The 22,631-nt window shown below is 62.4% G+C and carries 25 protein-coding genes; 13 read left to right on the top strand and 12 right to left on the bottom strand.

Annotated elements, in window-relative coordinates; translation table 11 throughout:
- Positions 1–15: 15 nt before the first annotated feature.
- The 5 genes from FJ958_RS06705 to FJ958_RS06685 all read right to left on the bottom strand — a co-directional run bounded on the left by FJ958_RS06705 (position 16) and on the right by FJ958_RS06685 (position 6,154).
- The gene (locus FJ958_RS06705) at positions 16–2,133 is read right to left on the bottom strand and encodes a VWA domain-containing protein (RefSeq protein WP_140740897.1); all 2,118 of its coding nucleotides are present in this window, start codon (positions 2,131–2,133) and stop codon (positions 16–18) included.
- Positions 2,134–2,135: 2 nt separating this feature from the next.
- Positions 2,136–2,696 carry an RNA polymerase sigma factor gene (locus FJ958_RS06700; RefSeq protein ID WP_140740895.1) on the bottom strand — a complete coding sequence of 187 codons (561 nt, stop codon included), beginning with the start codon at positions 2,694–2,696 and terminating at the stop codon, positions 2,136–2,138.
- A 176-nt stretch (positions 2,697–2,872) separates the two neighbouring features.
- Entirely contained in the window at positions 2,873–3,610 is a 738-nt protein-coding gene (locus tag FJ958_RS06695) for a dienelactone hydrolase family protein (RefSeq protein ID WP_140740893.1), read from the bottom strand.
- Between the two features lie 194 nt (positions 3,611–3,804).
- Positions 3,805–4,482, bottom strand: a complete 678-nt coding sequence (locus FJ958_RS06690; protein ID WP_181176308.1) for a 4Fe-4S dicluster domain-containing protein — start codon at positions 4,480–4,482, stop codon at positions 3,805–3,807.
- Between the two features lie 97 nt (positions 4,483–4,579).
- Positions 4,580–6,154, bottom strand: a complete 1,575-nt coding sequence (locus FJ958_RS06685; protein WP_140740889.1) for a trimethylamine methyltransferase family protein — start codon at positions 6,152–6,154, stop codon at positions 4,580–4,582.
- A 290-nt stretch (positions 6,155–6,444) separates the two neighbouring features.
- On the opposite strand from FJ958_RS06685, the gene FJ958_RS06680 reads away from it, so the two are divergent.
- Complete coding sequence (locus tag FJ958_RS06680) at positions 6,445–7,143, top strand: B12-binding domain-containing protein (RefSeq protein WP_140701704.1); 699 nt, start codon at positions 6,445–6,447, stop codon at positions 7,141–7,143.
- An 85-nt stretch (positions 7,144–7,228) separates the two neighbouring features.
- Here the strand turns inward: FJ958_RS06680 and FJ958_RS06675 are convergent, their stop codons facing one another.
- Positions 7,229–7,369 carry an entericidin A/B family lipoprotein gene (locus FJ958_RS06675; RefSeq protein WP_140740887.1) on the bottom strand — a complete coding sequence of 47 codons (141 nt, stop codon included), beginning with the start codon at positions 7,367–7,369 and terminating at the stop codon, positions 7,229–7,231.
- A 67-nt stretch (positions 7,370–7,436) separates the two neighbouring features.
- On the opposite strand from FJ958_RS06675, the gene FJ958_RS06670 reads away from it, so the two are divergent.
- The 9 genes from FJ958_RS06670 (at position 7,437) to FJ958_RS06630 (ending at position 16,094) form a co-directional block, all read left to right on the top strand.
- Positions 7,437–8,066, top strand: coding sequence for a DUF1638 domain-containing protein (locus FJ958_RS06670; RefSeq protein ID WP_140740886.1), 630 nt, complete (start codon positions 7,437–7,439; stop codon positions 8,064–8,066).
- Between the two features lie 225 nt (positions 8,067–8,291).
- Positions 8,292–9,065: a formyl transferase gene (locus FJ958_RS06665; RefSeq protein WP_140740884.1), complete on the top strand. Its 774-nt coding sequence runs from the start codon at positions 8,292–8,294 to the stop codon at positions 9,063–9,065.
- A gap of 203 nt (positions 9,066–9,268) precedes the next feature.
- Positions 9,269–9,571 carry a virulence factor gene (locus tag FJ958_RS06660; RefSeq protein ID WP_137933169.1) on the top strand — a complete coding sequence of 101 codons (303 nt, stop codon included), beginning with the start codon at positions 9,269–9,271 and terminating at the stop codon, positions 9,569–9,571.
- The gene (locus FJ958_RS06655) at positions 9,564–10,187 is read left to right on the top strand and encodes a methylenetetrahydrofolate reductase C-terminal domain-containing protein (RefSeq protein WP_140740882.1); all 624 of its coding nucleotides are present in this window, start codon (positions 9,564–9,566) and stop codon (positions 10,185–10,187) included. The genes FJ958_RS06660 and FJ958_RS06655 overlap by 8 nt, the downstream gene beginning before the upstream one ends.
- Complete coding sequence (locus FJ958_RS06650; protein WP_140740880.1) at positions 10,184–11,275, top strand: methylenetetrahydrofolate reductase; 1,092 nt, start codon at positions 10,184–10,186, stop codon at positions 11,273–11,275. The genes FJ958_RS06655 and FJ958_RS06650 overlap by 4 nt, the downstream gene beginning before the upstream one ends.
- Positions 11,276–11,356: 81 nt before the next feature.
- Positions 11,357–12,331: a methyltetrahydrofolate cobalamin methyltransferase gene (locus FJ958_RS06645; protein WP_140612311.1), complete on the top strand. Its 975-nt coding sequence runs from the start codon at positions 11,357–11,359 to the stop codon at positions 12,329–12,331.
- Complete coding sequence (locus FJ958_RS06640) at positions 12,282–14,411, top strand: ASKHA domain-containing protein (RefSeq protein ID WP_140740878.1); 2,130 nt, start codon at positions 12,282–12,284, stop codon at positions 14,409–14,411. Before FJ958_RS06645 ends, FJ958_RS06640 begins: the two co-directional genes overlap by 50 nt.
- A 283-nt stretch (positions 14,412–14,694) precedes the next feature.
- Positions 14,695–14,880 carry a hypothetical protein gene (locus FJ958_RS06635; RefSeq protein ID WP_140740876.1) on the top strand — a complete coding sequence of 62 codons (186 nt, stop codon included), beginning with the start codon at positions 14,695–14,697 and terminating at the stop codon, positions 14,878–14,880.
- A gap of 233 nt (positions 14,881–15,113) precedes the next feature.
- Positions 15,114–16,094, top strand: coding sequence for an alpha/beta hydrolase (locus tag FJ958_RS06630; RefSeq protein WP_140740874.1), 981 nt, complete (start codon positions 15,114–15,116; stop codon positions 16,092–16,094).
- On the opposite strand, the gene FJ958_RS06625 is transcribed toward FJ958_RS06630, so the two are convergent.
- The gene (locus tag FJ958_RS06625) at positions 16,013–16,351 is read right to left on the bottom strand and encodes a hypothetical protein (protein WP_140740872.1); all 339 of its coding nucleotides are present in this window, start codon (positions 16,349–16,351) and stop codon (positions 16,013–16,015) included. The genes FJ958_RS06630 and FJ958_RS06625 overlap by 82 nt on opposite strands.
- A gap of 11 nt (positions 16,352–16,362) precedes the next feature.
- Positions 16,363–17,262, bottom strand: coding sequence for a LysR substrate-binding domain-containing protein (locus FJ958_RS06620; protein WP_140740870.1), 900 nt, complete (start codon positions 17,260–17,262; stop codon positions 16,363–16,365).
- A gap of 223 nt (positions 17,263–17,485) precedes the next feature.
- On the opposite strand from FJ958_RS06620, the gene FJ958_RS06615 reads away from it, so the two are divergent.
- The 3 genes from FJ958_RS06615 to FJ958_RS06605 all read left to right on the top strand — a co-directional run bounded on the left by FJ958_RS06615 (position 17,486) and on the right by FJ958_RS06605 (position 19,437).
- Complete coding sequence (locus tag FJ958_RS06615; RefSeq protein ID WP_140740869.1) at positions 17,486–17,671, top strand: hypothetical protein; 186 nt, start codon at positions 17,486–17,488, stop codon at positions 17,669–17,671.
- A gap of 360 nt (positions 17,672–18,031) precedes the next feature.
- A complete protein-coding gene (locus FJ958_RS32405; protein ID WP_081295128.1) occupies positions 18,032–18,166 on the top strand; it encodes a hypothetical protein in 135 nt (44 codons plus the stop codon).
- 269 nt (positions 18,167–18,435) lie between these two features.
- Positions 18,436–19,437, top strand: coding sequence for a GlxA family transcriptional regulator (locus FJ958_RS06605; RefSeq protein WP_140740867.1), 1,002 nt, complete (start codon positions 18,436–18,438; stop codon positions 19,435–19,437).
- A gap of 15 nt (positions 19,438–19,452) precedes the next feature.
- Here FJ958_RS06605 and FJ958_RS06600 read toward each other — a convergent pair whose 3' ends face one another.
- The 4 genes from FJ958_RS06600 to FJ958_RS06585 all read right to left on the bottom strand — a co-directional run bounded on the left by FJ958_RS06600 (position 19,453) and on the right by FJ958_RS06585 (position 22,531).
- Positions 19,453–20,250 (bottom strand): ABC transporter ATP-binding protein, encoded by a 798-nt coding sequence (locus FJ958_RS06600; RefSeq protein WP_140740865.1) that lies wholly within the window; start codon positions 20,248–20,250, stop codon positions 19,453–19,455.
- Positions 20,247–21,020, bottom strand: a complete 774-nt coding sequence (locus tag FJ958_RS06595; RefSeq protein WP_140741268.1) for an ABC transporter permease — start codon at positions 21,018–21,020, stop codon at positions 20,247–20,249. Before FJ958_RS06595 ends, FJ958_RS06600 begins: the two co-directional genes overlap by 4 nt.
- Positions 21,021–21,087: 67 nt before the next feature.
- Complete coding sequence (locus tag FJ958_RS06590) at positions 21,088–22,038, bottom strand: ABC transporter substrate-binding protein (RefSeq protein ID WP_140740863.1); 951 nt, start codon at positions 22,036–22,038, stop codon at positions 21,088–21,090.
- Positions 22,039–22,189: 151 nt separating this feature from the next.
- Positions 22,190–22,531: a peptidase inhibitor family I36 protein gene (locus FJ958_RS06585; protein WP_140740861.1), complete on the bottom strand. Its 342-nt coding sequence runs from the start codon at positions 22,529–22,531 to the stop codon at positions 22,190–22,192.
- Between the last annotated feature and the right edge of the window lie 100 nt (positions 22,532–22,631).

Below are 22,631 nucleotides of genomic sequence, written 5' to 3'. Positions count from 1 at the left end.
CCGGCCGCATCGCCACTACCGTTTACCGCCCAGTGCCGAGGCAAGGCGCACAAGCGAGAGGAACTCGGACCTGTACCCAAACGGGTCGGCGCCCCGGGCGGCAGTGGCGATCTCCATGATCTTGTCGTAACCGAACTTCGCGGTCGCATCCTCGTCGCGCAACTTCTGGCCGAAGGCCGCGACCGCGACCGAGAAGCGCTGGTCGGTGCTCGCCTGGTCGAAGGACGACACCTCGTTGGCCGAGGTCACCGGCGTGGTGATCAGCTTCGAGACGTCCTCATTCGGCAGCTTGTAGCGAATCTTGACGAAGGCATATTCGTCCGCGTTCGCGACACCGCCATTGTTGACCGTGGCCTGGCCGTAACGCAGCGGATCGATCTGCTCGCCACCGCTACCCTTGGGCGTGATCTCGTAGATCGCGGTGACCGAATGGCCCGAGCCGATATCGCCGGCGTCGACGCGGTCATTGTTGAAATCCTCGCGGTTGAGCGCCCGGGTCTCGTAGCCGATCAGACGGTATTCCGAGACTTTGTTGGGGTTGAACTCGACCTGGATCTTTACGTCCTTGGCAATGGGGAACAGCGTCGAGGAGGCATCCTCGACCAACACCTTTTCGGCTTCGGCCAAAGTGTCGATATAGGCGGCGGTGCCGTTGCCGTTCTGCGCGATGGTCTGCATCATCCGGTCGTTCAGATTGTCGCGGCCAAAGCCGAACACCGACAGGAAGACACCGGTCTTGCGTTCCTGTTCGATCAGGCGCTTGAGGTCGTCGTCGTCGCTCTGGCCGACATTGAAGTCGCCATCCGTGGCCAGCATCACCCGGTTGACGCCATCCTTGACGAAGGATTTTTGCGCCAGTCTGTAGGCTTCCTTGATACCCGCCTCCCCGGCCGTGCTGCCGCCGGGCGTCAGCTTGTCGATGGCAGTGAGTATCTTGTCCTTTTCCGATGCCTTGGTCGGCTCCAGGACGGTGCCCGCATCACCGGCATAAGTAACGATGGAAATCGTGTCGTCGGCCTTGAGCTTGCCGACCAGCAGGCGGAATGCCGACTTGAGCAGCGGCAGCTTGTCCGGTTCGTCCATCGAGCCCGAGACGTCGATCAGGAACACCAGATTGGCCTTTGGCTGCTCGGTCGGCTTGATGTCGAACCCCTTGATGGCGACATGCATCAGCTTGGTGTGCGCGTTCCACGGCGTCGGCATGACGCTGACGGTCGAATTGAACGGCGTCGACGCCGAGTCCGGACCCTTCCAGTCATAGGGGAAGTAGTTGATCATCTCCTCGACACGGACCGTGTCGGCCCGCGGCAGGGACCCTTCCTTCAGCGAACGGCGCACGAAGGAATAGGAGGCGGTGTCGACGTCGATCGAAAAGGTCGAGACCGGATCCTGCACGGTTTCGTGCACCGGGTTGGTCTTGAAGTCCTCGACGCGGTTGCGGTTTTCCTCTTGCGGCGCGATCTGGTCGGCCGGGTTGGCCGCCGGTTGCTGCACCATCAGTTTGGACTCGCCAGCCTGCATGCGGGCAACCCGCGAGGCGCTGGGTGCGCCAGCGGTGTTGTTCAGCGGTGCCGGCGCGGGCTCTGCCAGAACGCCACGCTCCTGAGCGCTCTGCTGTGCCGATCCGGCAGCGGCGGATTCGGACTCCGGCGGTGCGGGCGGCGCCGCAAGCGCATCGGCGGCATCGCGGCTTTCCGTATTCGCGTCGGCCTTCTTGTCCTTCGTCGGCGCAGTGGCCGCGAGCGGCTCGTTGATGGCCTGATCTCCCGGTGCCTGCTTGGCCAAGGGTTTCAGCGTCGCCGGCTTGTCGGCCAGCGTCTCGGTGACCTTCTGGTCGCCGCCAAACGGCGACGGCTCCCTCAGCAGATGGAAAGCGGCGTATCCAGCGATCGGCAGGGCGACGAGGCCGGCAAGAGCCGGCGTGGCGATGAGTTTCTTTTGCATGATTTCGCTCCAGAGCTTTTGTGCTCGCTCTGTGAGACGAAGCCCTGCAGCCGATCCTTGGGCGACGGCGGAAATATTTTCCTTGTCATAGGCGCGCATGGCGGCCTCGAATGCGCGTGCCTTCGCGCTCTCGCCCGGCGCCGGTACTGCTGTGTCGCGCAGCTTTCTGAGTTCGTTGTCGTCTGCCATGGTCACACTTCCCCGGCCGAGCGCATCAGCGTCTTCAGCCGTTTCTTCGCTTCATGGATGTGCCAGGAAACCGTCGTCTCCGAGATCGCCATCGCCTCGGCGGCGGCCGCGTGGCTCAAGCCTTCGCCATAGACAAGCAGCACGGCGTCGCGCTGCTTGTCCGGAAGCTGCCTCACCGCCACCCACAGCGCCTCGGCCGGGTCTTCCGGTTCGGCCGAGGCCTCGCCGGAAATCAGCGCATGAACACCGTAGGCTTCGGTCTTCACCGTTTCGCGCGCGGTCTTGCGCATCATGTCACGCGCCGCGTTCATCGTCATGGTGTAGAGCCAGGTCGTGAAAGCACCGCCGCCGCGATAGTCGCGGATCGCCCGGCCCAGCCGGACACAGACTTCCTGGGCGATATCCTCGGCATCGGCCTTCCTGCCGCACCAGCGGTAGGCGGCGCGATAGACGAAGTCGTAATGACGCTCCAGCAATTTGCCGAAGGCCCCCCTGTCTCCGTCCTTCGCCCGCCCGATCAGTTCGGCGTCGGAGGCTTCGCTCTCATCCAGCATCATCGCCATCATTTGCCTGTTGGACGAAGGCTAATGGCTAATCCTTGGGGTGATGGAAAGATTTTTGTGAGGTCGTTCTTCCTTCTTCCCTTCACAGGGAGAAGGTGCCCGAAAGGCGGATGAGGGGCGGCGCCAACTCTCGAGGGTTATCTGCCTCGCCGGGCGCTCTCCTCGCCAGTAGAACTCTAACCCAGCGTCTCCAAAAACAGCGCCGTCAACCGCCTCCAATGCCGCTCGGCGCCAGCTTCGTCATAAACGCTATGGTCCGGCACGCACCAGCCATGCGCCATGCCGACATAGTTCTCGATCGTGTGGTCGACTTCAGCATTCCGCAGTGCCTCCTCCAGCCGCGTCGACTGTTCGGGCGGAAAACTCCGGTCGACACCCGCCATGCCGACATAGACACGCGCCTTGAAGGCGGCCGCCTTGCGGTGCGGGCTGTCGGCGGCATCGCTGGCCAGATTGCCGCCGTGGAAGCTGGCGGCCGCCTTGATGCGGTCCGGATAGGTCGCGGCGGCGTTCAACGCCCGCGCACCGCCCATGCAATAGCCGACGGTGCCGATCGGGCCGGTGACACCTTCCGCCGACAGCGCCTCAAGAAAGGCGCCACTGTCGCTGATGGTCATCTCCTGCGTCGTGCCGGTAACCAGCGCCATCAGCGCTGCCTTGGTCTTCTCGTCGGCGAAGGCGGTCTTGGCATCGAACGGACCATAGGGCGCGTTGCGGTAAAAAAGATCGGGAACCAGCACCGCATAGCCCTTACCCGCCAGCCGCTCGGCCATGCCATCGAGCGCCGGACGCGGACCGAAAGCGTCCTGGTAGAGAATGACCCCGGCCTTGGTCGGCGAAGCGGCGGACGAGCGGAACAGTCCTGCTCTTGCGACACCATCGCTGGTCCTTATCTCGATACCGCGCTTCGCCATGGCCGGGTCCCTTCTGATCGTCGCACATACATATCGGCGCCGGTTGGAAGGGCAAGGCCGGGCTGACGGGTGGCGTTCACAAAAACGTATTGACCGGCCACGAAGCACCCGCAAGAGGACCCAATCGAGGTCATTATGCGGCAAGCGGTTCTCTGTGCATTTCCGCCGGCATTTCTGCCGCCAACGGCGTGCCGCTAGCGCATGAAGCTCACCATATGAAAGGCCTGAACCTCCGGCGGATAGCGGTAGTACGTGCCTTGGGGACAGGCATTTCGGTCAAGGCAACCGCCGCTGCGGCAGGGCTCACCATTCGCTCCCCGCACATGCGCCAGACAGGACTGGTAGGCGAATCCCTCGATGGAATAGGCAGCGACCGGACAGGATTTCAGGCAGGGTTTGTCCACACAGTTGTCGCAGAGGTGGATCGCGGGATCGGCCGCTTGAACCGGAAGCTTGTCCTCGAACAGCAGCGCACCGCGATAGGCATGCCAAAGCCCGTATTGCGGATGCATGAGGATACCGAGCGGTGACGGCCTCAATCCCTCCGCCCGCGTCGCCCATTGCTGGAAAGGCAGATAAGGCTTGTCGGAGGGCGAAACGGCACGCGCGCCGAATGCCTCCGCCACCGCGCCGATCACCTGCCGTGACCATGTATCGAGCGGATTGGCGATTGCCTGTGGCTGTTTTTTGCGCCAGCGCAGGAAATGCGGCCAGGGTGCCGCACCCGCCTGCCCTACCAGCAACGCGGACCTCGCCTGCGCGCCCGAGGCGCCGCAAGGGGCATCCTCGTCATCGGGAAAAACAAAGCCGCCGCGCAGGATGAGGCCGTGGGCGCCAAGCGCGGCCGCGATCTCTTCGATCATGCCGCGCACAGACTCATCCCTTCTTGTCCGGATCGGAGAACGCGCTCCGCCAGACTTCCTTGTGGATGATGTTGGCGACTTTAGCCCCGCCTGACTCGGGCTCCTTTCAAGTGAAGGCGTCGGGCATCGACCCCTTCTTCCTGGCGATGAAGTCCTTCAGCGCTTCGTCGATGCTCGGGTCGAGATGCGGCGCCTCGTAGCTTTCCAGCCAACGGCGGGCGAGATCGTTGGCACGCTGCGGTGCGGTCTTCTCGCCCTCGGCCAGCCACTGCTCGTAGGAATTGTTGTCGGCGATGTTGGAGCGGTAGAACGCAGTCTGGAAATTGGCCTGGGTGTGGTCGCAACCGAGATAATGGCTGCCCGGCCCGACCTGGCGGATGGCGTCCATGGCCTGGCCGTTTTCGGACAGATCGACGCCTTCGCAGAATTTCTGCTGCATGCCGAGCTGGTCGATGTCCATCATGAATTTTTCGTAGCACGAGGCCAGCCCACCCTCGAGCCAGCCGGCAGAGTGGAGGACAAAGTTGGTGCCGGCAAGAATGGTCGAGTTCAGCGTGTTGGCGCTTTCATAGGCCGCCTGCGCATCCGGAACTTTCGAGGCGCACAGCGAGCCACCGGTACGGAACGGCAGGCCGAGCCGGCGGGCGAGCTGAGCCGCGCCGTAAGACACCAATGACGGTTCCGGCGTGCCGAAGGTCGGCGCGCCCGACTGCATCGAGATCGACGAGGCGAAGGTGCCGAACAGCACCGGCGCGCCCGGCCGGATCAACTGCGTGAACGAAGCACCCGCCAGCACTTCGGCCAGGACCTGCGTTAGCGTGCCGGCGACGGTCACCGGGCTCATCGCGCCGGCCAGGATGAACGGCGTGACGATGCAGGCCTGATTGTGGCGCGAATAGACTTTCAGCGCGCCGAGCATGGTCTCGTCGAACACCATCGGCGAGTTGGCGTTGATGAGGCTGGTCAGCACCGTGTTGTTCTCGACGAAGTCGTCGCCGAAGACGAGCTTGGCCATCGCCACCGTGTCCTCGGCGCGCTCCGGCGCCGTCACCGAGCCCATGAACGGCTTGTCGGAATATTTGATATGCGCGTAGACCATATCGAGGTGGCGCTTGTTGACCGGCACGTCGACCGGCTCGCACACCGTGCCGCCCGAATGGTGGATCGACGGCGCCATATAGGCGAGCTTCACGAAATTCTGGAAATCCTCGATCGTCGCGTAGCGCCGGACGCCATCGAGGTCGCGCACGAAGGGCGGGCCATAGACCGGTGCGAACACCGTGGCATTGCCGCCGATCTGCACCGAGCGCTCGGCATTGCGGGCATGCTGGGTGTAGATGGATGGCGCGGTCTTCAGCAGCGAGCGGCAAAGACCTTTCGGGAAATGGACGCGCTCGCCCTTGACGTCGGCGCCGGCCTCTTTCCACAGCTGCAGCGCTTCGGCATCGTCGCGGAAGATGATGCCGATCTCTTCGAGAACCGTATCGGTGTTCTTCTCGATCAGGGCCAGCCCTTCCTCGTTGAGCACCTCATAGACGTTGATCTTGCGCTTGATATAGGTGAGTTGCGTGCCGGGCCCGCCGCCGGAGCGCGCCGCACGCCTGGCCGCCGCTCCACCGCTGGCGCCGCGCCCACGCCGTGAGTTTGACGCTTCCTGGTCGATTGCCGCGTGTTCGCTCATGATCGCTCTTCCCTGAATATGGCCTTGCCCGACTATGGCTGGCCTCTAACCGTTGCGGCCGCATGGCGCGGCTTTCGCCGGATCGTAGCCATGCACCCTATTCGAAACGGCCAGTCCGCGCCAACGCCTGTCGCAAAATCGACAAGAAAACCAATAGATTTTCCAGTCGCTTTCCTTTTGCGGGAAGTCGCAAATCAGCTATGGATACACAGCCGTTGCGGGTTAGGTATGAACGCCAATATTTTGTGCCTTGCGACACAGTCGCGATGCCGTAGGGAGCTGGGTAAAAAATGTCCGACGACGAGATCATCCTTTCCGAACTTTCCGACGACGAGTTGGTGCAGCAGATGCACGACGACCTCTATGACGGGTTGAAGGAAGAGATCGAGGAAGGCACGCGCATCCTGCTCGAGCGCGGCTGGGTGCCTTACAAGGTGCTGACCGAAGCGCTTGTCGAGGGCATGCGCATCGTCGGCGAGGATTTTCGCGACGGCATCCTGTTCGTTCCCGAGGTGCTTTTATCCGCCAATGCGATGAAGGCCGGCATGTTCATCCTGCGCCCGCTGCTCGCCGCCACCGGCGCGCCCAAGCAGGGCAAGATGGTGATCGGCACCGTCAAGGGCGACATCCACGACATCGGCAAGAACCTTGTCGGCATGATGATGGAAGGCGCCGGCTTCGACGTCATCGACCTCGGCATCAACAACGCGGTCGAGAAGTATCTCGACGCGATTGAGCAGCATCAGCCGGACATCATCGGCATGTCGGCGCTGCTCACCACCACCATGCCTTATATGAAGGTCGTCATCGACACGATGAAGGAAAAGGGCATCCGCGACGACTATGTCGTGCTGGTTGGCGGCGCGCCGCTCAACGAGGAGTTCGGCAAGGCTGTCGGCGCAGACGCTTATTGCCGCGATGCGGCGGTGGCGGTCGAGACCGCCAAGGACTACATGAAGCGCAAGCACAATGTGCGCGCTTCGGCTTGAACCTGACGGTTCCGCAATGACCCATGAAAAAGCCGCGCCTTGCAGCGCGGCTTTTTTGTTCCCAGATGATTGGGAAGGCTGCGGCTCAGGGTTTGGTGACGGTGTCGTTGACAGCCCTGGCCGTCGATTTGACGTCCTTGCCGACGCCGCGGACGGTGTTCGCGCAAGCCGTAAGGGCCAAGGCACAGGCAAGAATGGCAATAGGCGCTACGCGCAGCAGTTTCATGGATGGCGTCTCCCTCAAAAAGATAAATTAGCCCCACAGCAACGGGGCCCGCTCGACTGGTTCCATCATGGCCAAGACACAGAAAACGAAACCGAATCAAGCGGACAAGGTGCTCATTATCGCCTGCGGGATGATTGCCCGTGAGGTGTTGGCCGTCAAGGAACAGCTCGGGCTGGATCACCTCGAGTTGACATGTTTGCCGGCGGAGTTTCACTTCTATCCCGACCGCATCGCGCCGGCCATGGACAAGGCGATCGAGAAGGCCAAGGCGGAGGGTTATGAGCACATCTTCGTCGGCTATGCCGATTGCGGCACCGGCGGCCTGCTTGACCGCGTCTTGGAGAAGCACGGCGTCGAGCGCATGGCTGGACCGCATTGCTTCGCCTTCTATCAAGGCATGGAGTCCTACGCGAAGATCGCCGACGACGACATGATGTCCTTCTACATGACGGACTTCCTGTGCCGTCAGTTCGACGCCTTCTTCATGAAGCCGCTCGGCCTCGACAGGCATCCCGAACTGATCAAGGATTATTTCGGCAACTACGAGAAGCTGATCTACCTCGCCCAGACCGACGATCCGGAACTCGACAGGGTCGCCGAAAAGGCCGCCGCCCTGCTTGGGCTCGCCTATGAGCGGCGCGCCACCGGCTTCGGGGATCTGACGGCAGGACTAGCGAGTGCCGCGGCACACAGCTGACAACTAGGCCGCCCCTTCCCCGGCCCGCAGTGCAGCCACCAGATCGCAAAGCTCGCCCCTGCAGACGAATCCCAACCCGTCTCTCGCCGGCGACACATCGTAGACCGAGTTCAAGCGCTGACGATGCTTGGAGCGCCTGATCACCAAGGATTAACCCGGACGCCCTAGCATCCCACGCGCCAAGGCCGGAACCGGCCGCGTCTTGTCCAGCGGTGCGTCGCGACCATGGAACCCCAGAAGTCGAACATCGTCGTCGTCACCGAAGGCGGGCCGCATATCTGGGCGGTCATCAACGCCATTGTTGACGGTTTGGGTCCCGTCAACGTCATCCTCGAAACGCCTGAATCCAAAAAACAATTGCTGGTCAGGCGCGCCCGGCGCCAGGGTTGGGTCCCGGTCGTCGGCCAGTTGGGCACGATGGTGCTGACGCGATTGGGAAAGCGCTTTTTCGCCGGTCATGCCGACAAGATGATCGCCGAGCAGAACATGCAGACCGAACCGAAACCGGGGCAGTCGATCATACGCGTCCCCTCCGCCAACGCACCCGAATGCCTGGATGTCATCGCAAAGCTCCAGCCGGGCGTCGTGTTTCTCGCCGGCTGCCGGATGCTGTCACGCGCCACGCTGTCGAAAATTGCTTGTCCCGTTATCAACTACCACGCCGGCATCACCCCCAAATATCGTGGCATGAATGGCGGCTACTGGGCGCTGGCATCGGGCGACGCGCGGAATTTCGGCACCACCGTGCTCTTGGTCGATGCCGGCGTCGACACCGGCGGCGCGCTGCGGCAGGCGCGTGGCAAACCCGAACGCGGTGACAATATTTCGAGCTATGCCCTTCGGCAGGCCGCGTTCTCGCGCGACATCTGCGTGGCGGCGGTCCGCGATGTCCTGGCTGGCAGGCTCGTCACCATCGATCCGGGCCTGCCGTCACGGCAATGGTACCACCCGACGATCTGGTTTTATCTCTGGACGGGGCTCAGAACCGGAGTCTGGTAGGGTTTTCCTTGACGGAACCGTCTGCGGCAAGATGGCTTTTCCGGCACGTCGAACCTGTTGCCGGCACACGCCGGAAACGAATAAACGCGCCTTTCATTTTACGACATCCAAATGCGTCGCTTTTGAATGCGCGCGCGTCGTCCCATAACAAGCGGGCCAACGAGGCTTGCGGCAATGCTCCAAAGTTCGAGGAGCGAGAATTCATGGCCGATCTTATCGTCGTCTACTGGCGCGACATCCCTGCCCAGGTCATCGTCAAGAAGGGCCGGCAGAACGCCAAGCGCGAACTGCCGCTGCGCTTCACCGAGGCGATCGACATGTGCGCCATGCGCACTGGCGCCGGCGGAACCGACGACTATCTCGCTGAATGGCGCAAGGCCGATCCGGTCCCGGTCGGCGACGACCTCGAAGCCGAGGTCGAAAAGGCTTTTCACGAGCTCGATGCGAAATATGACCGCGAGCGGCTGGTCGCTCTGGTCAAGGCGGGTGGCAAAGAAAATGTCTGACACGACTCCTGTCAAAGATGGCCAAAGGGTTGTCCAGCCGGTTACCCAGGCCACGCTGGTCAAGAAGGCAGCGCCGAAATCCGATTACAAGCCGGCCGACGTGTCGCCGCAGCGGCGCGTGCAGCGCTCCTTTGCGGTGAGATTGTGGTCTATTCGGCACTCGCGATTGCTCGAATGGTTCTATGGCCGCTTCGCCGACACATTCCTGTTGCTGCATCCCTTGTGGAAAGGCATCGGCTATGGCCGCGTCGAAGCCCCGGTGAAGTTCGTCGAGAAGCGCGTCAAGGGCTTCATGTTCGACTGCCGCATGTGTGGCCAGTGCATTCTTTCGTCGACCGGCATGTCGTGCCCGATGAACTGCCCCAAGCAGCTGCGCAACGGCCCATGCGGCGGCGTGCGCGCCAACGGCAATTGCGAGGTCGAGCCCGATATGCCCTGCGTCTGGGTCAAGGCCTGGGAAGGTTCGCAGAACATGGTCAACAGCGACAGGATCCTGACCGTGCAGAAGCCGGTTGACCAGTCGTTGCGCGAAACCTCGGCCTGGCTACGTGTCACCGCGCAGGCGGCGGCAGCCCGTGAAACCGCCGCCGCGCCAAAAACCGGAGCCGCCGCATGAGCGCCCGTCAGCGCGACGAGAACCCGGACGGCATTCACCTGCCGCTCGATCCCCTGCCCGGCCACTCTTCACGCGGCCGGCTGGAGCGCGTGCTGCGGCGCGGCGAATTCGCGGTGACGACCGAGCTCAACCCGCCGGACAGCGCCGATCCCGAGGATGTCTACAACAGGGCCAGGATCTTCGATGGCTGGGTCGACGCCATCAACGCCGTCGATGCCTCGGGCGCCAACTGCCACATGTCCTCGGTCGGCATCTGTGCGCTTCTGACCCGCATGGGCTATGCCCCGATCATGCAGATCGCCTGCCGCGACAAGAACCGCATCGCCATCCAGGGCGACGTCCTGGGCGGCGCAGCCATGGGTGTCGCCAACATGCTGTGCCTGACCGGCGACGGCGTGCAGGCTGGCGACCAGCCCGGGGCCAAGCCGGTGTTCGATCTCGATTCCATGTCGCTGCTCGAAACCGTCCGCATCATGCGCGACAACGGCAAGTTCCTGTCCGGCCGCAAGCTTACGACGCCGCCGCAGGTCTTCCTCGGCGCGGCCGTCAACCCGTTCGCGCCGCCCTTCGACTTCCGGCCGATCCATCTCGGCAAGAAGATCGCCGCCGGCGCGCAGTTCGTGCAGACGCAGTATTGTTTCGACGTGCCGATGTTCAGGACCTTCATGCAGAAGGCGCGCGATCTCGGCCACACCGAGAAGGTGTTCATCCTGTGCGGCGTCGGCCCGCTCGCCTCGGCCAAGACGGCCAAATGGATCCGCTCCAATGTGCCGGGCATCCACATCCCGGATGCCGTCATCAAGCGGCTCGAGGGCGCCCAGGACCAGAAGAAGGAAGGCAAGCAGCTCTGCATCGACATTATCAACGAGGTGAAGGAAATCGCCGGCGTCTCGGGTGTCCATGTGATGGCCTACCGCCAGGAGGAATATGTCGCCGAGATCGTCGATGAATCGGGCGTGCTCAAGGGCCGCCAGCCATGGAAGCGTGAGATTCGTCGCGACGATCAGATGGTTGCCGACCGGCTCGACCGCATCTTGCATGAGGACATTACCGAAACCCAGGTGGACATGGTGAAGACCGCGCATTGACCCGCGCGGAGAGCGACCATTCGCTTGATCAAAATCAGATAACGATATAAAGAACTCTTTATATCACGACGGAGAGATTTCATGACCCGGACCATCGTTGCCTCGGCGACACGAGAAATCATCATCGGCTTCGACCAGCCCTTCTGCGTGATTGGCGAGCGCATCAACCCGACCGGCCGCAAAAAGCTCGCCGCCGAGATGGTGGCCGGCAATTTCGAGACCGTCATCAAGGACGCGCTGGAACAGGCAGCCTGCGGCGCCACCATGCTCGACGTCAATGCCGGCGTCACCGCCGTCGACCCTAACGCGACCGAGCCGGCACTGTTGGTGAAGACACTGGAGATCGTCCAGGGACTGGTCGACCTGCCGCTGTCGATCGACTCGTCGGTGACCGCCGCGATCGAGGCCGCGCTGAAGGTCGCCAAGGGCCGCCCGCTGGTCAACTCCGTCACCGGCGAGGAAGAGAAGCTCGAAGCCATCCTGCCGCTGGTCAAGAAGTACAATGTTCCGGTCGTCGCCATCTCCAATGACGAGACCGGCATTTCGATGGATCCGGACGTGCGCTTCGCCGTCGCCAAGAAGATCGTCCAGCGCTGCGCCGATTTCGGCATTCCGGCGCACGATGTCGTCGTCGACCCGCTGGTTATGCCGATCGGCGCGCTGGGCGATGCCGGCCGCCAGGTGTTTGCCCTGCTGCGCCGTCTGCGTGAAGAGCTCAAGGTCAACACCACTTGCGGCCTGTCCAACATCTCCTTCGGCCTGCCGCACCGTCACGGCATCAACGCCGCCTTCATCCCGATGGTGATCGGCGCCGGCATGACCTCGGCTATCATGAACCCGGTGCGTCCGCAGGAAATGGAAGCCGTGCGCGGCGCCAATGTGCTCAACGGCACCGACGAGAACTGCACCAACTGGATCAGGACCTACAAGGACTACAAGCCGTCCGAAGGCGGCCAGGCCGTTGCCGCTCCGACCGCTGTCAACGCGCCGGGCGAAGGCGGCGGCAATGGCGGTCGCCGCCGCGGTGGCCGTGAAGCCCGCATGGCAAGGGGATAAGCGCGCAATCGTGAATTCACCTGCAAACATTACCGATCCGCTCGTGCTGTTCATGCCGTCGGGCAAGCGCGGGCGGTTTCCTGTCGGCACGCCGGTGCTCGATGCCGCGCGCCAGCTTGGCGTCTATGTCGAGAGCGTGTGCGGCGGACGCGCTACCTGTGGGCGCTGCCAGGTCGAGGTGCAGGAAGGCAATTTCGCCAAGCACAAGATCGTCTCCTCCAACGACCACATTTCGGCCAAGGGCCCCAAGGAAGAGCGCTATGAGCGCGTGCGCGGCCTGCCTGAACGGCGCCGCCTCTCCTGCTCGGCACAAATCCTCGGCGACCTCGTCATCGACGTGCCGCAGGATACCGTCATCAACGCGCAGACCATCCGCAAGGATGCCGACACCAGGGTGATCGCCCGCGATACGGCGATCCGCATGTGCTATGTCGAGATCGAAGAGCCCGACATGCACAAGCCGCTCGGCGATCTCGACCGGCTCAAGATCGCGCTGATGAAGGACTGGGGCTTCAAGAATCTCGAATTCGACTTCTACCTGCTGCCGCAGGTGCAGGGCATATTGCGCAAGGGCAACTGGACCGCGACCGCCGCCATCCACAAGGATGCCGACAGCGACATCGCGCGTGTCATCGCGCTATGGCCCGGCCTCAAGAACGAGGCCTATGGGCTGGCCTGCGACATCGGCTCCACCACCATCGCCATGCATCTGGTGTCGCTGCTGTCAGGCCGCGTCGCCGCTTCGTCCGGCACGTCGAACCCGCAGATCCGCTTCGGCGAGGATCTGATGAGCCGCGTCTCCTATGTGATGATGAACCCGGACGGCCGCGAAGGCATGACGGTTGCGGTGCGCGAGGCGATCTCCAGTCTCGTCGATAAGGTCTGCGCGGAAGGCAACGTCCAGCGCAACGACATCCTGGATTCCGTCTTCGTCGGCAATCCGATCATGCATCACCTGTTCCTCGGTATCGATCCGACCGAACTCGGCGGCGCCCCGTTCGCGCTCGCCATCTCGGGCGCCGTGCGCATCAAGGCATCGGATATCGGCTTGAAGCTTAACCAGGGCGCGCGGCTCTACATGCTGCCTTGTATCGCCGGCCATGTCGGTGCCGATGCGGCTGCCGTCACGCTGTCGGAAGGCCCGCATCGCCAGGACGAGATGATGCTGATCGTCGACGTCGGCACCAATGCCGAGATCGTGCTTGGCAACCGTGCGCGGGTCGTGGCCGCCTCCTCTCCGACGGGCCCGGCCTTCGAGGGCGCCGAAATCTCCGGGGGCCAGCGTGCGGCGCCCGGCGCCATCGAGCGCGTGCGCATCGATCCCGACACGCTGGAGCCGAAATACCGCGTCATCGGCTCGGAACTGTGGTCGGACGAACCGGGCTTCCTCGACAGCGTGCAGGCGACCGGCGTCACCGGCATCTGCGGCTCCGGCATCATCGAGATCGTTGCGGAGATGTATCTCGCGGGCATCATTTCCGAGGATGGCGTCGTCGACGGATCGCTTAGCCTGCGCTCGCCGCGGGTCATCGCCAACGGCCGCACCTTCTCCTATGTGCTGAAGGAAGGCGAGCCGAAGATCACCATCACCCAGACCGATGTGCGCGCCATCCAGCTCGCCAAGGCGGCGCTTTATGCCGGCACCAAGCTGTTGATGGAAAAGCAGCACACCGAGCATGTCGACCGCATCCATTTCGCCGGCGCTTTCGGCTCCTTTATCGATCCGAAATACGCCATGGTGCTGGGCTTGATCCCCGACTGCGACCTGGACAAGGTCTCGGCCGTAGGCAACGCCGCGGGCGCCGGTGCACGCATGGCGCTGCTCAATCGCGGCTATCGTCGCGAGATCGAGGAGACGGTGAGCCAGATCGAAAAGATCGAGACCGCGCTGGAACCAAAATTCCAGGAGCATTTCGTCTATGCCATGGCGTTGCCGAACAAGGTCGATCCGTTCCCGAAACTGTCGGCGGCGGTGAAACTGCCGCCACGCAAGACGGTGAGCGAGGACGGTGTGGCAGGCGACGCCACCCCGCGCCGGCGCTCACGCGAAGGCCACGCCGCGCGTCGCGGCCGGGAGTAGTCACGCAAAGAAGAATGACGCGTGTCATCTGACGCCGCATTTTTCTGACAATCCTCGCGCCGCCGGCATCTCAGATCGAACTGATTGCCGCGTCCATGCCTGCCTTGGTTACCTGGGCAAAATTCATTTGCATGCAAATGTTTCCGGATCGAGCCGATCCGGAAACCGAAGCGCTGTTTTCGCGAAATCCATCCGATACATATTCAACGCATTTAGCGGACGTCGAAACGGCGGCCGGAGATCTCCACGACTGCGGCCGCCTCAGTTCTCAAGGGAGATAGAAATGTCGATGTTCGAAAATCTCGGCCGTTTTGGTGTGACCATCAGGCAGGCCCATGCCAGGAACAAGGCGATCCGCGCGCTGAACGCGCTGCCGGCCCATGTCCAAAAGGACATTGGTTGGCCAGCCTCGCCGCCCAATGATCCGCAGGCGGCACTCGCCTCGTTGCTCCTCGGCACCGCGCGCTGATGAATTTCGCAGACAAATGCAAATTGCTCGCCAGGCGCCGGGGCCCCGCGGGTCCCCGGCGGCTGCCGGCAACCGGCTGCGCGACGCACTTTTGCCGTGCCGCTGACGACAGCAGCGCGGATCACACCGCCGTGTGGACAAAGCGTAAATCTTGACATTTTTGGCCAACGCACGATCTTCGCAAGAGAGGGGGAATTCTCTTAGTCGGCTGTAGCCGAAGCTCGTGTATGCGCATGCCAAGTTTGAAAAGCCACTTCGTTTCCTTCGTGCTCAGGCATAGCCGCAAGAAGGCATTTTCCAGCCCGCAGAACCTGCGGCGCTGGATTGCTGCCGCGCGCAAGACGGAGGATCATCACCCGCCGGCCTCGTTGTACCAGCGTTTCAACATAGAGGCGCACATGGTCGACGGCTTTCCGGTCTACGAGATCGCCCCCAGGGCCGGCGAGCGCAAGCGGATACTCTACCTGCACGGCGGCGCTTATGTCTTTGAAATCACGCCCTATCATTGGCATCTGATTGCCGACATGGCCGACCGGCTGGGCTATGCCGTCACTGTGCCCATCTACCCTATCGCTCCCGAGCATGACTTCCACGCCATGTTCGGCATGGTTGGCGAGGTCTATCGCCGCATGCTCGACGAAACGGAGCCGGACGACATCATCTTCATGGGCGATTCAGCCGGCGGCAACATGGCCGTGGTGCTGACCATGATGGCTGCGGAGAAGGGATTAGCACTGCCGTCGCGCCATGTGCTGATCTCACCTGGTCTCGACATGTCGCTCGCCAATCCCGAAGTCTTCGAGGCCGAGGGCAAAGATCCCTGGCTCGGCATCGCAGGCGGCCTGGAGGCGATCCGGATGTACAGTGCCGGCATCGACCGCACCGACTGGCATATTAGTCCGCTCTACGGCAATCTCTCCGTGCTGCCGAAGACACTGCTTCTGACCGGGTCGCGCGACATGCTCAGTCCCGACAATTTGATCTTCGCCAAGAAAGCGCGAGCCGCTGGTGTCGAGATCGATGTCATCTACGAGGAAGGCATGTTCCACGTCTGGCCATTGATCGACATGCCGGAATCGCGGCGGGCACGCCAACGCATGGCCGCGTTTCTAAGCAGCGAAAAAGCCGCGGATCAGGGCAAAAGCGAGGCGGTCAGCTGGTCGGTCAAGGCTTCGTCAAGCGATCCATTCAAGACCGGATTGGCGAGCATGTAGATCGCCTGCAATATTTGTTCGTAATGTTCTGGCTGATAGTCGATGTCTTCCCTGCATTCGATCAGATCAGCCCATGCTTCCACATCGGCAGCGGTAAGGGCTCCCGCTCGGGCCCGTTGTAGGACGCTCACGATCTGATCGGCAGCCAGCATCACCACCGGCGTGTCGGACCAGCCCAGCACACCGACCATTTCAGCCAGGCGATCAATCGGTTTTGCGAACGTGACGAGATCGCCGAGCACCGAAGCTCGGTTCATCGCGACACCTGTCAGAATTTTCCGGTTTCCCGGAACACTTCGAACGTCGCGCGGATGTGGTCGGCGACGGCCCTTACCGGTGCGCTGGCGTCCGGTGCCACCACCATGGCCAGATTATACGTGCCGATGTCGGGCATGCCGTCCTTTGGGCAGAGCTCGACCATGTCGTTGCCAAGGAACGACTTCGGCAGCGGCGCCACGGCGAGATCGGACATGATCGCGGCACGCTGGCCGGCCGTATGGGCGCTCATATAGGCTATGCGGTAGTTGCGGCCCTCGCGTCCCAGCGCATCGAGCGCACCGGCGCGCCAGGCGCAGCCTTCTTCCCACAGCGACACCGGCAGCGGTTCGCGCAGATGCGCGCAGCCACCCTTGGCGCCGGCCCACACGATCGGCTCGGTCAAAAGCACCTCGGCCCCGAGCGCGCTGGTCTTGTAGGAGTTGGTCAGAAGCGTGATGTCGAGCGCGCGGTCATCCATGCGCCGGCGCAGATTGCTGCTCTGGTCGATGGTGACGTCGACGGCGATCGAGGGATGCGATTGCGCGAAACGCTTCAGCACATGCGGCAGCACGCGCTCGCCATAATCATCCGGCGAGCCGAGCCGGACAACGCCGACAATGTCGGGAATGATGAATTTCGACACCACCTCGCGATTGATCGACAGCAGCCGCCGGGCATAGCCGAGCAGCATTTCGCCATCCGTGGTCAGCGTCACCGAGCGAGCATCGCGCGCGAACACCGAGCGGCCAAGAATATCCTCCAGCTTCTTGATCTGCATCGACACCGCCGACGGCGTGCGAAAGACGGCATTGGCGGCAGTGGTGAAGCTGCCGGTCTCGGCAATCGCCACGAAAGTGCGCAAAACGTCAAGATCGAGCAGCGGCAGCGGATGATTGAGTGGGGCGTTCATGGCGATCAGCCTTCAATTTTTCTGATACAAAGCATCATTCCATTTCGTTTGATTGAACATCAGATCAGGAGCATAGTCAACTGCATCGATTGAGGATGCTGCCACAAGCAGCCATGAAACCACTCCGACACAGTCCTGCAATCGATATGAAATGAAGCTGAAACAGACCTGACGTAATCAGCCGCTGCCTGGCATCGCCGCCTGGCGCATAAGGAGAAATGAAATGTCTATCCTGTCCTCCCTCGGCCGCATCGCGACCGAATTCAGCGCGGCCCGCGCCCGCTATCAGACCGAACGCGCCATCCGCTCCCTGCCAATCGAATTGCAGAAGGATATTGGCTGGCCTGAAGCTGCCGACACCAAGACCGGCATGCGCAACGGCATCGGATCCTGGGCTGGAGCAAAGTAGATCGTGTGTACCCTGTGCTGAAGGCCTGCCGCGCGGCCCGCCCGGCAGGCCTTCTCGTTTTATTGGACGTTTCTTGTCGTTTTATTTGTATTCAAATGAATTCAGGAGCCATGCCGCCGCTGCATGGCGCATATGAACAAGCCGCATAGCATCTCATTTTCTGAACTAAGCCTCTGTAAACAATCGTGAATTCTGGACACCCCGCCCCGCCCTGTCGCGTTTGGTGTCGCTTTTCATATCAAGCGCTTCGCTTTTGCGATTTAGTTTCCGCTCACACAAGCCTATATCACCGCCAGCAAACGAGCTGCCCCACTCCATCAAGCGAAGGCGACCCGTCTGAGCAACCGATTGGAGATGATCATGAAGCTTTTTTCCCGCCTCTTTGCACGCCGCGAAATGAACCTGACCACCGCTCTTGAGCGCCAGCGCCTCGCCAACACCATGCCCGGCCAGACCGGCGCCATGGCTGCGGCGCGCCTCGGCTTCGTCGCCTAAATTTTTTTGAGACAGCGCTCACTGCCGCTGGCTTCACGACTGTAACGCCGCCTGGCTCAAACCAAGGCGGCGTTTCTGTTGCGCCGCGTTGCGCCCGGGCTTGTCCCTGGATCGCATCATGGGTTCCCGCCTGTGAATAGCCCATTTGCGACCCATGTCGCAAATTTAATCTTGTCCAAGCGGTGTAGCCAATTGACAAGCATGGGATTTCCTGATGTCGCTATGCTATTCGCGACATCCTGTTCGCGTCATGGCTGCGTGAGGTTCCCGTGAACGCCGTTAAGCATCCGATCAAGCGATCGTTTGTATTCTTCCTTATTCCCGATTTCACCATGATCGCTTTTGCGACCGCGCTCGATCCGTTGCGCTCCGCCAACCGCATGCTCGGCTACGAGGCCTATCGCTGGCGCCTCGCCAGCATCGACGGCAAGCCGGTGCGCGCCTCGAACGGTGTGGAATGCGCGGTCAACACCTCGCTGGAGGAGGAACGCAAGAAGATGGCGGGGCCGGATCGTCCCAACATGGCCATCGTCTGCAGCGGCATCAATGTCGAGCGCTACCAGAACAAATCAGCCTTCGCCTGGCTGCGCGAAGAGTATAATCGCGGCGTTGCCGTCGGCGGCCTGTGCACCGGCGCGCATATCCTGGCCTCCGCCGGCCTGCTGTCCAACAAGCGCTGCGCCATCCATTGGGAGAACCTGCCGGGATTTTCCGAGGCGTTTCCCAAGGCCAATGTCTTTGCCGACCTCTTCGAGATCGACCAGAACATCTATACCTGCGCCGGCGGCACCGCCGCGCTCGACATGATGCTGAAGCTGATCGGCGACGATTTCGACGAGAGCCTCGTCAACCGCGTCTGCGAGCAGGTGCTGACCGACCGCGTGCGCAGCCCGACCGACCGCCAGCGCCTGCCGCTGCGCGCGCGTCTTGGCGTACAGAACTCGAAAGTGCTGACCATCATCGAACTGATGGAGGCGAACCTCTCCGAGCCGCTGTCGCTGATCGAGATCGCCGATCATGTCGACCTGTCGCGTCGCCAGATCGAGCGCCTTTTCCGCACCGAGATGGGACGCTCGCCTGCCCGCTACTATCTGGAAATCCGGCTCGACCGCGCCAGGCATCTCTTGATCCAGTCCTCGTTGCCGGTGGTCGAGGTGGCGGTCGCCTGCGGCTTCGTCTCGGCCTCGCACTTCTCGAAGTGCTACCGGGAACTCTACGCCCGCTCGCCGCAGCAGGAGCGCGTCGACCGCAAGCAGTTGCTGGCGGCCTGATCCGAAATTATCGGATCAAGCCTCGGCTGGTTTCACCTGCGCTGTCCGCATCGCTTCGACGCGGATGTCCTCGGTCAGCCGCGCCTTCAACGCGGAAAACTCCGGGCTGGTCTTCAGCGTGTAATGGCGCGGATGCGGTAGGTCGATGGCGACGTCCGACTTGATGCGGCCCGGCCGCGCCGTCATCACGATGACGCGCGAGGCCATGAAGATCGCCTCCTCGATGTCGTGGGTGACGAACAGCACCGTCTTCTTGCGCCGTTCCCAGATACCGAGCAGCAGCTCCTGCATAAGTCCGCGCGTCTGGTTGTCGAGGGCGCCGAACGGCTCGTCCAACAACAGGATCTCGGGATCGTTGGCCAGCGCGCGGGCGATCGCCGTGCGCTGCTGCATGCCGCCCGAAAGCTGCTTTGGCCAATGGTTTTCGAACCCCTTGAGCCCGACGAGATCGACATAGGAAGCGACGACCCCGTCCCGCTCCTTTTCAGCCATGCCGCGTTCGCGCAGGCCGAAGGCGATGTTTTCAGCGACCGTCAGCCATGGGAACAGCGTGTAGGACTGGAAGACCATGCCGCGGTCCGGTCCCGGGCGCGTCACGGCCTTGCCGTCGAGCAGCACGCGGCCTTCGCTCGGCGCCTCCAGGCCGGCGACGATTCTCAGCAGCGTCGACTTTCCGCAGCCTGACGGCCCCAGAATGGTAATGAAGTCATTGGCGGCGACCGCCAGGTCGATCGGCATCAGCGCCTTGACCGGCTGTCCGCCGCGCACGCCGGCGAAGATACGAGAGACGCCCTCGATGAGAAGCTTGCTCACGCCAGGCTCCACGGAAACAGCCAGCGGTTGAACGCCTTGAAGGCGAAATCGGACAACAGCCCGATCAGACCGATGACGATGATGCCGAAGATGATCTGTCCGGTCGCCAGCCGCGACTGGCTGTTGATGATCATGTAGCCGATGCCCGAGGAAGAGCCGATCAGTTCGGCGACGATGACATAGGTCCACGCCCAGCCGAGCACCAGGCGCAGCGTCTCGGCGATCTCGGGCGCATTGGCCGGCATGATCACCCGTTTGACGATGCTGTTGTTGGTCGAGCCCAGCGTATAGGCGGCCTCGACCAGGTCGCGCCGTGTCGACCCGACCTTGACGGCGATGATCAGGATGATCTGGAACACCGAGCCGACGAAGATGACGAGCAGTTTCTCCAGTTCGCCAATGCCGGCCCACAGGATGAGCAGCGGAATGAAGGCCGACGCCGGCAGGTAGCGGGCAAAGGAGACGAACGGCTCGAGAAACGCTTCCACCGGCTTCCAGGCGCCCATGGCGATGCCGAGCGGCACGGCGACGACCGACGCCAGGACAAAGCCGCCGAAGACCCGCCAGATGGTGATCAATATGTCGAGCCAGAAATGGTCCTCGACCAGCAGGCGCCATCCGTCCCTGAGCATCGACAGCGGGTCGGCGAGGAAGATGCGGTTGACGTGGCCGCCAAGTGTGATCCAGGCCCAGAAGACCACGAACAGCACGAAGAAGGAAATGCCGAGCACGGTTCGAATGCTCGGCGAGACCGGATGCAAGGGGCGCATCTTCATCCTTTGTCGGAAGCAAAGCGGCGGCGCCCGGCGCCACCGCATGATGCCCAGGGTTGATCCGTCAGTTCGCCACCGCGCTGGTATCTGCAAGCGTGGTGACGTCGGGCGCTTCCTTGATCAGCCCCATCTGCAGCAAAAGCGCGCCTGCGGTCTTGGAAAAGTCCTGGAATTCCTTGGTGAAGAACTGCTTGTTCTCGGCCTTGTCGGCCCATTTCAGGTACTTCGCCGAATCCTCGAATTCCTTGGCCGACTGCTTCACGTCGGCGCCCATGATCTCGTAGGATTTCTGCGGGTCCTTCTTGATCAGGTCGAGCGCATCGAAATAGCTATCGGCCAGCGCCTTGGCGGCATCGGGATTGGCCTTGAGGAATTCGGGCGTGCAGCCGACCGTATCGAGAACCATCGGATAGTCGAGCGTGGTCGCCAGGATATGGCCCTGGTCGGCCTTGTCGCGCACCGCCGAGATGAAAGGCTCATAGGTCACCGCCGCGTCGTTCTGTCCGGCAAGGAAGGCTTGCGCCGCCGCGTCCGGCTCCAGATTGACGACCGTCACATCCTTGGTCGACATGCCGTTCTTGTTCAGCACCCAGGCGAGCAGGAAATAGGGTGACGTGCCCGGCGCCGAGGAAGCGACGGTCTTGCCCTTAAGATCGGCGACGGTCTTGATGTCGTTGCGCACGACGATGCCGTCGGCGCCATAGGATTTGTCGAGCTGGAAGATCTGCTTGGTGGTCACCCCGCTGGCGTTCCACACCAGCCAGGTCTCGACCGTGGTGGCGGCACATTGCAGGTCGCCGCTGGCGATGGCGAGCGGACGGCTGGCCTGCGGCACCTTCTTCAAGGTCACGTCGAGACCGTGCTTTTCGAAGAGGCCTGCCTGTTTGGCAAGCGTCAGCGGCGCGAAGCCGGTCCAGCCGCTGATCCCTATAGTCAGCGACGTGGCAGCCATGGCCGGCGCGGACAAGCCGGCGGCAAATGTCAGAGTTGCGGCAAGAACGGCGATCCTGGTCATGTCAGTTCCCCTTTTGTTTTATCTCAGGGGAATTGTCTCACAGACGCCAATCGGCTTGTCAATCAACAGGATGGTGAGGCGCACGGAGACCCAGGCAGTGTCCTGCACCGGATCGGCGGCCGGCCACCAGCCGGCCGCCCGAAACCCGGCATCAGTAGCCATCACAGTAGCACTCTGCGGACGAGATTCGGTCGTTCCAATCGCCTCCGAGCTCGCGGACCCGGCGCCTGATCTCGATCGATTCGCCGCTCATATTCGTATCCTCGTAGGCAACCAGCGTGCAGCCCCGGCGAACGAACACCGACGATACACGGTCGTTCCAGAACTGGCCGCCGCGAAAATTCACGGAATCGTCGGGGCCCATCTCGATCGACCGCCCGCGAAAATTCGAGTGCTCGAACATAACGCAGGCGGGCTGGTCGTCATATTGGGCGCTGGCGCCGTCGGCAAAAAGAACCGACGCGACGGCAGTCAGGATGACAAGGCGTTTCATCTCATGTTTCCTCGGTTGACCGCGACGCCCCCGGCCTGAATCGCATGACCTGGGCACTCTGCCACCGCTTCGGCCGGCGAGGCAGGCCTAGAGCAAGATG

Source organism: Mesorhizobium sp. B2-3-5, from assembly GCF_006442395.1.
Taxonomy (GTDB): domain Bacteria; phylum Pseudomonadota; class Alphaproteobacteria; order Rhizobiales; family Rhizobiaceae; genus Mesorhizobium.
The sequence above is the reverse complement of the archived record's forward strand: the minus strand, read 5'-3'. Positions and strand labels throughout refer to the sequence as shown.

Coding starts and splice junctions, on each gene's coding strand:
- FJ958_RS06590 (WP_140740863.1), bottom strand. CDS start 22,038: ATGACCAGGATCGCCGTTCTTGCCGCAACTCTGACATTTGCCGCCGGC.
- FJ958_RS06695 (WP_140740893.1), bottom strand. CDS start 3,610: ATGGCGAAGCGCGGTATCGAGATAAGGACCAGCGATGGTGTCGCAAGA.
- FJ958_RS06625 (WP_140740872.1), bottom strand. CDS start 16,351: ATGAACCGAGCTTCGGTGCTCGGCGATCTCGTCACGTTCGCAAAACCG.
- FJ958_RS06705 (WP_140740897.1), bottom strand. CDS start 2,133: ATGGCAGACGACAACGAACTCAGAAAGCTGCGCGACACAGCAGTACCG.
- FJ958_RS32405 (WP_081295128.1), top strand. CDS start 18,032: ATGAAGCTTTTTTCCCGCCTCTTTGCACGCCGCGAAATGAACCTGACC.
- FJ958_RS06665 (WP_140740884.1), top strand. CDS start 8,292: ATGGAACCCCAGAAGTCGAACATCGTCGTCGTCACCGAAGGCGGGCCG.
- FJ958_RS06675 (WP_140740887.1), bottom strand. CDS start 7,369: ATGAAACTGCTGCGCGTAGCGCCTATTGCCATTCTTGCCTGTGCCTTG.
- FJ958_RS06685 (WP_140740889.1), bottom strand. CDS start 6,154: ATGAGCGAACACGCGGCAATCGACCAGGAAGCGTCAAACTCACGGCGT.
- FJ958_RS06670 (WP_140740886.1), top strand. CDS start 7,437: ATGGCCAAGACACAGAAAACGAAACCGAATCAAGCGGACAAGGTGCTC.
- FJ958_RS06615 (WP_140740869.1), top strand. CDS start 17,486: ATGTCTATCCTGTCCTCCCTCGGCCGCATCGCGACCGAATTCAGCGCG.
- FJ958_RS06635 (WP_140740876.1), top strand. CDS start 14,695: ATGTCGATGTTCGAAAATCTCGGCCGTTTTGGTGTGACCATCAGGCAG.
- FJ958_RS06645 (WP_140612311.1), top strand. CDS start 11,357: ATGACCCGGACCATCGTTGCCTCGGCGACACGAGAAATCATCATCGGC.
- FJ958_RS06655 (WP_140740882.1), top strand. CDS start 9,564: ATGTCTGACACGACTCCTGTCAAAGATGGCCAAAGGGTTGTCCAGCCG.
- FJ958_RS06620 (WP_140740870.1), bottom strand. CDS start 17,262: ATGAACGCCCCACTCAATCATCCGCTGCCGCTGCTCGATCTTGACGTT.
- FJ958_RS06630 (WP_140740874.1), top strand. CDS start 15,114: ATGCCAAGTTTGAAAAGCCACTTCGTTTCCTTCGTGCTCAGGCATAGC.
- FJ958_RS06595 (WP_140741268.1), bottom strand. CDS start 21,020: ATGCGCCCCTTGCATCCGGTCTCGCCGAGCATTCGAACCGTGCTCGGC.
- FJ958_RS06700 (WP_140740895.1), bottom strand. CDS start 2,696: ATGGCGATGATGCTGGATGAGAGCGAAGCCTCCGACGCCGAACTGATC.
- FJ958_RS06585 (WP_140740861.1), bottom strand. CDS start 22,531: ATGAAACGCCTTGTCATCCTGACTGCCGTCGCGTCGGTTCTTTTTGCC.
- FJ958_RS06680 (WP_140701704.1), top strand. CDS start 6,445: ATGTCCGACGACGAGATCATCCTTTCCGAACTTTCCGACGACGAGTTG.
- FJ958_RS06640 (WP_140740878.1), top strand. CDS start 12,282: ATGGCGGTCGCCGCCGCGGTGGCCGTGAAGCCCGCATGGCAAGGGGAT.
- FJ958_RS06660 (WP_137933169.1), top strand. CDS start 9,269: ATGGCCGATCTTATCGTCGTCTACTGGCGCGACATCCCTGCCCAGGTC.
- FJ958_RS06650 (WP_140740880.1), top strand. CDS start 10,184: ATGAGCGCCCGTCAGCGCGACGAGAACCCGGACGGCATTCACCTGCCG.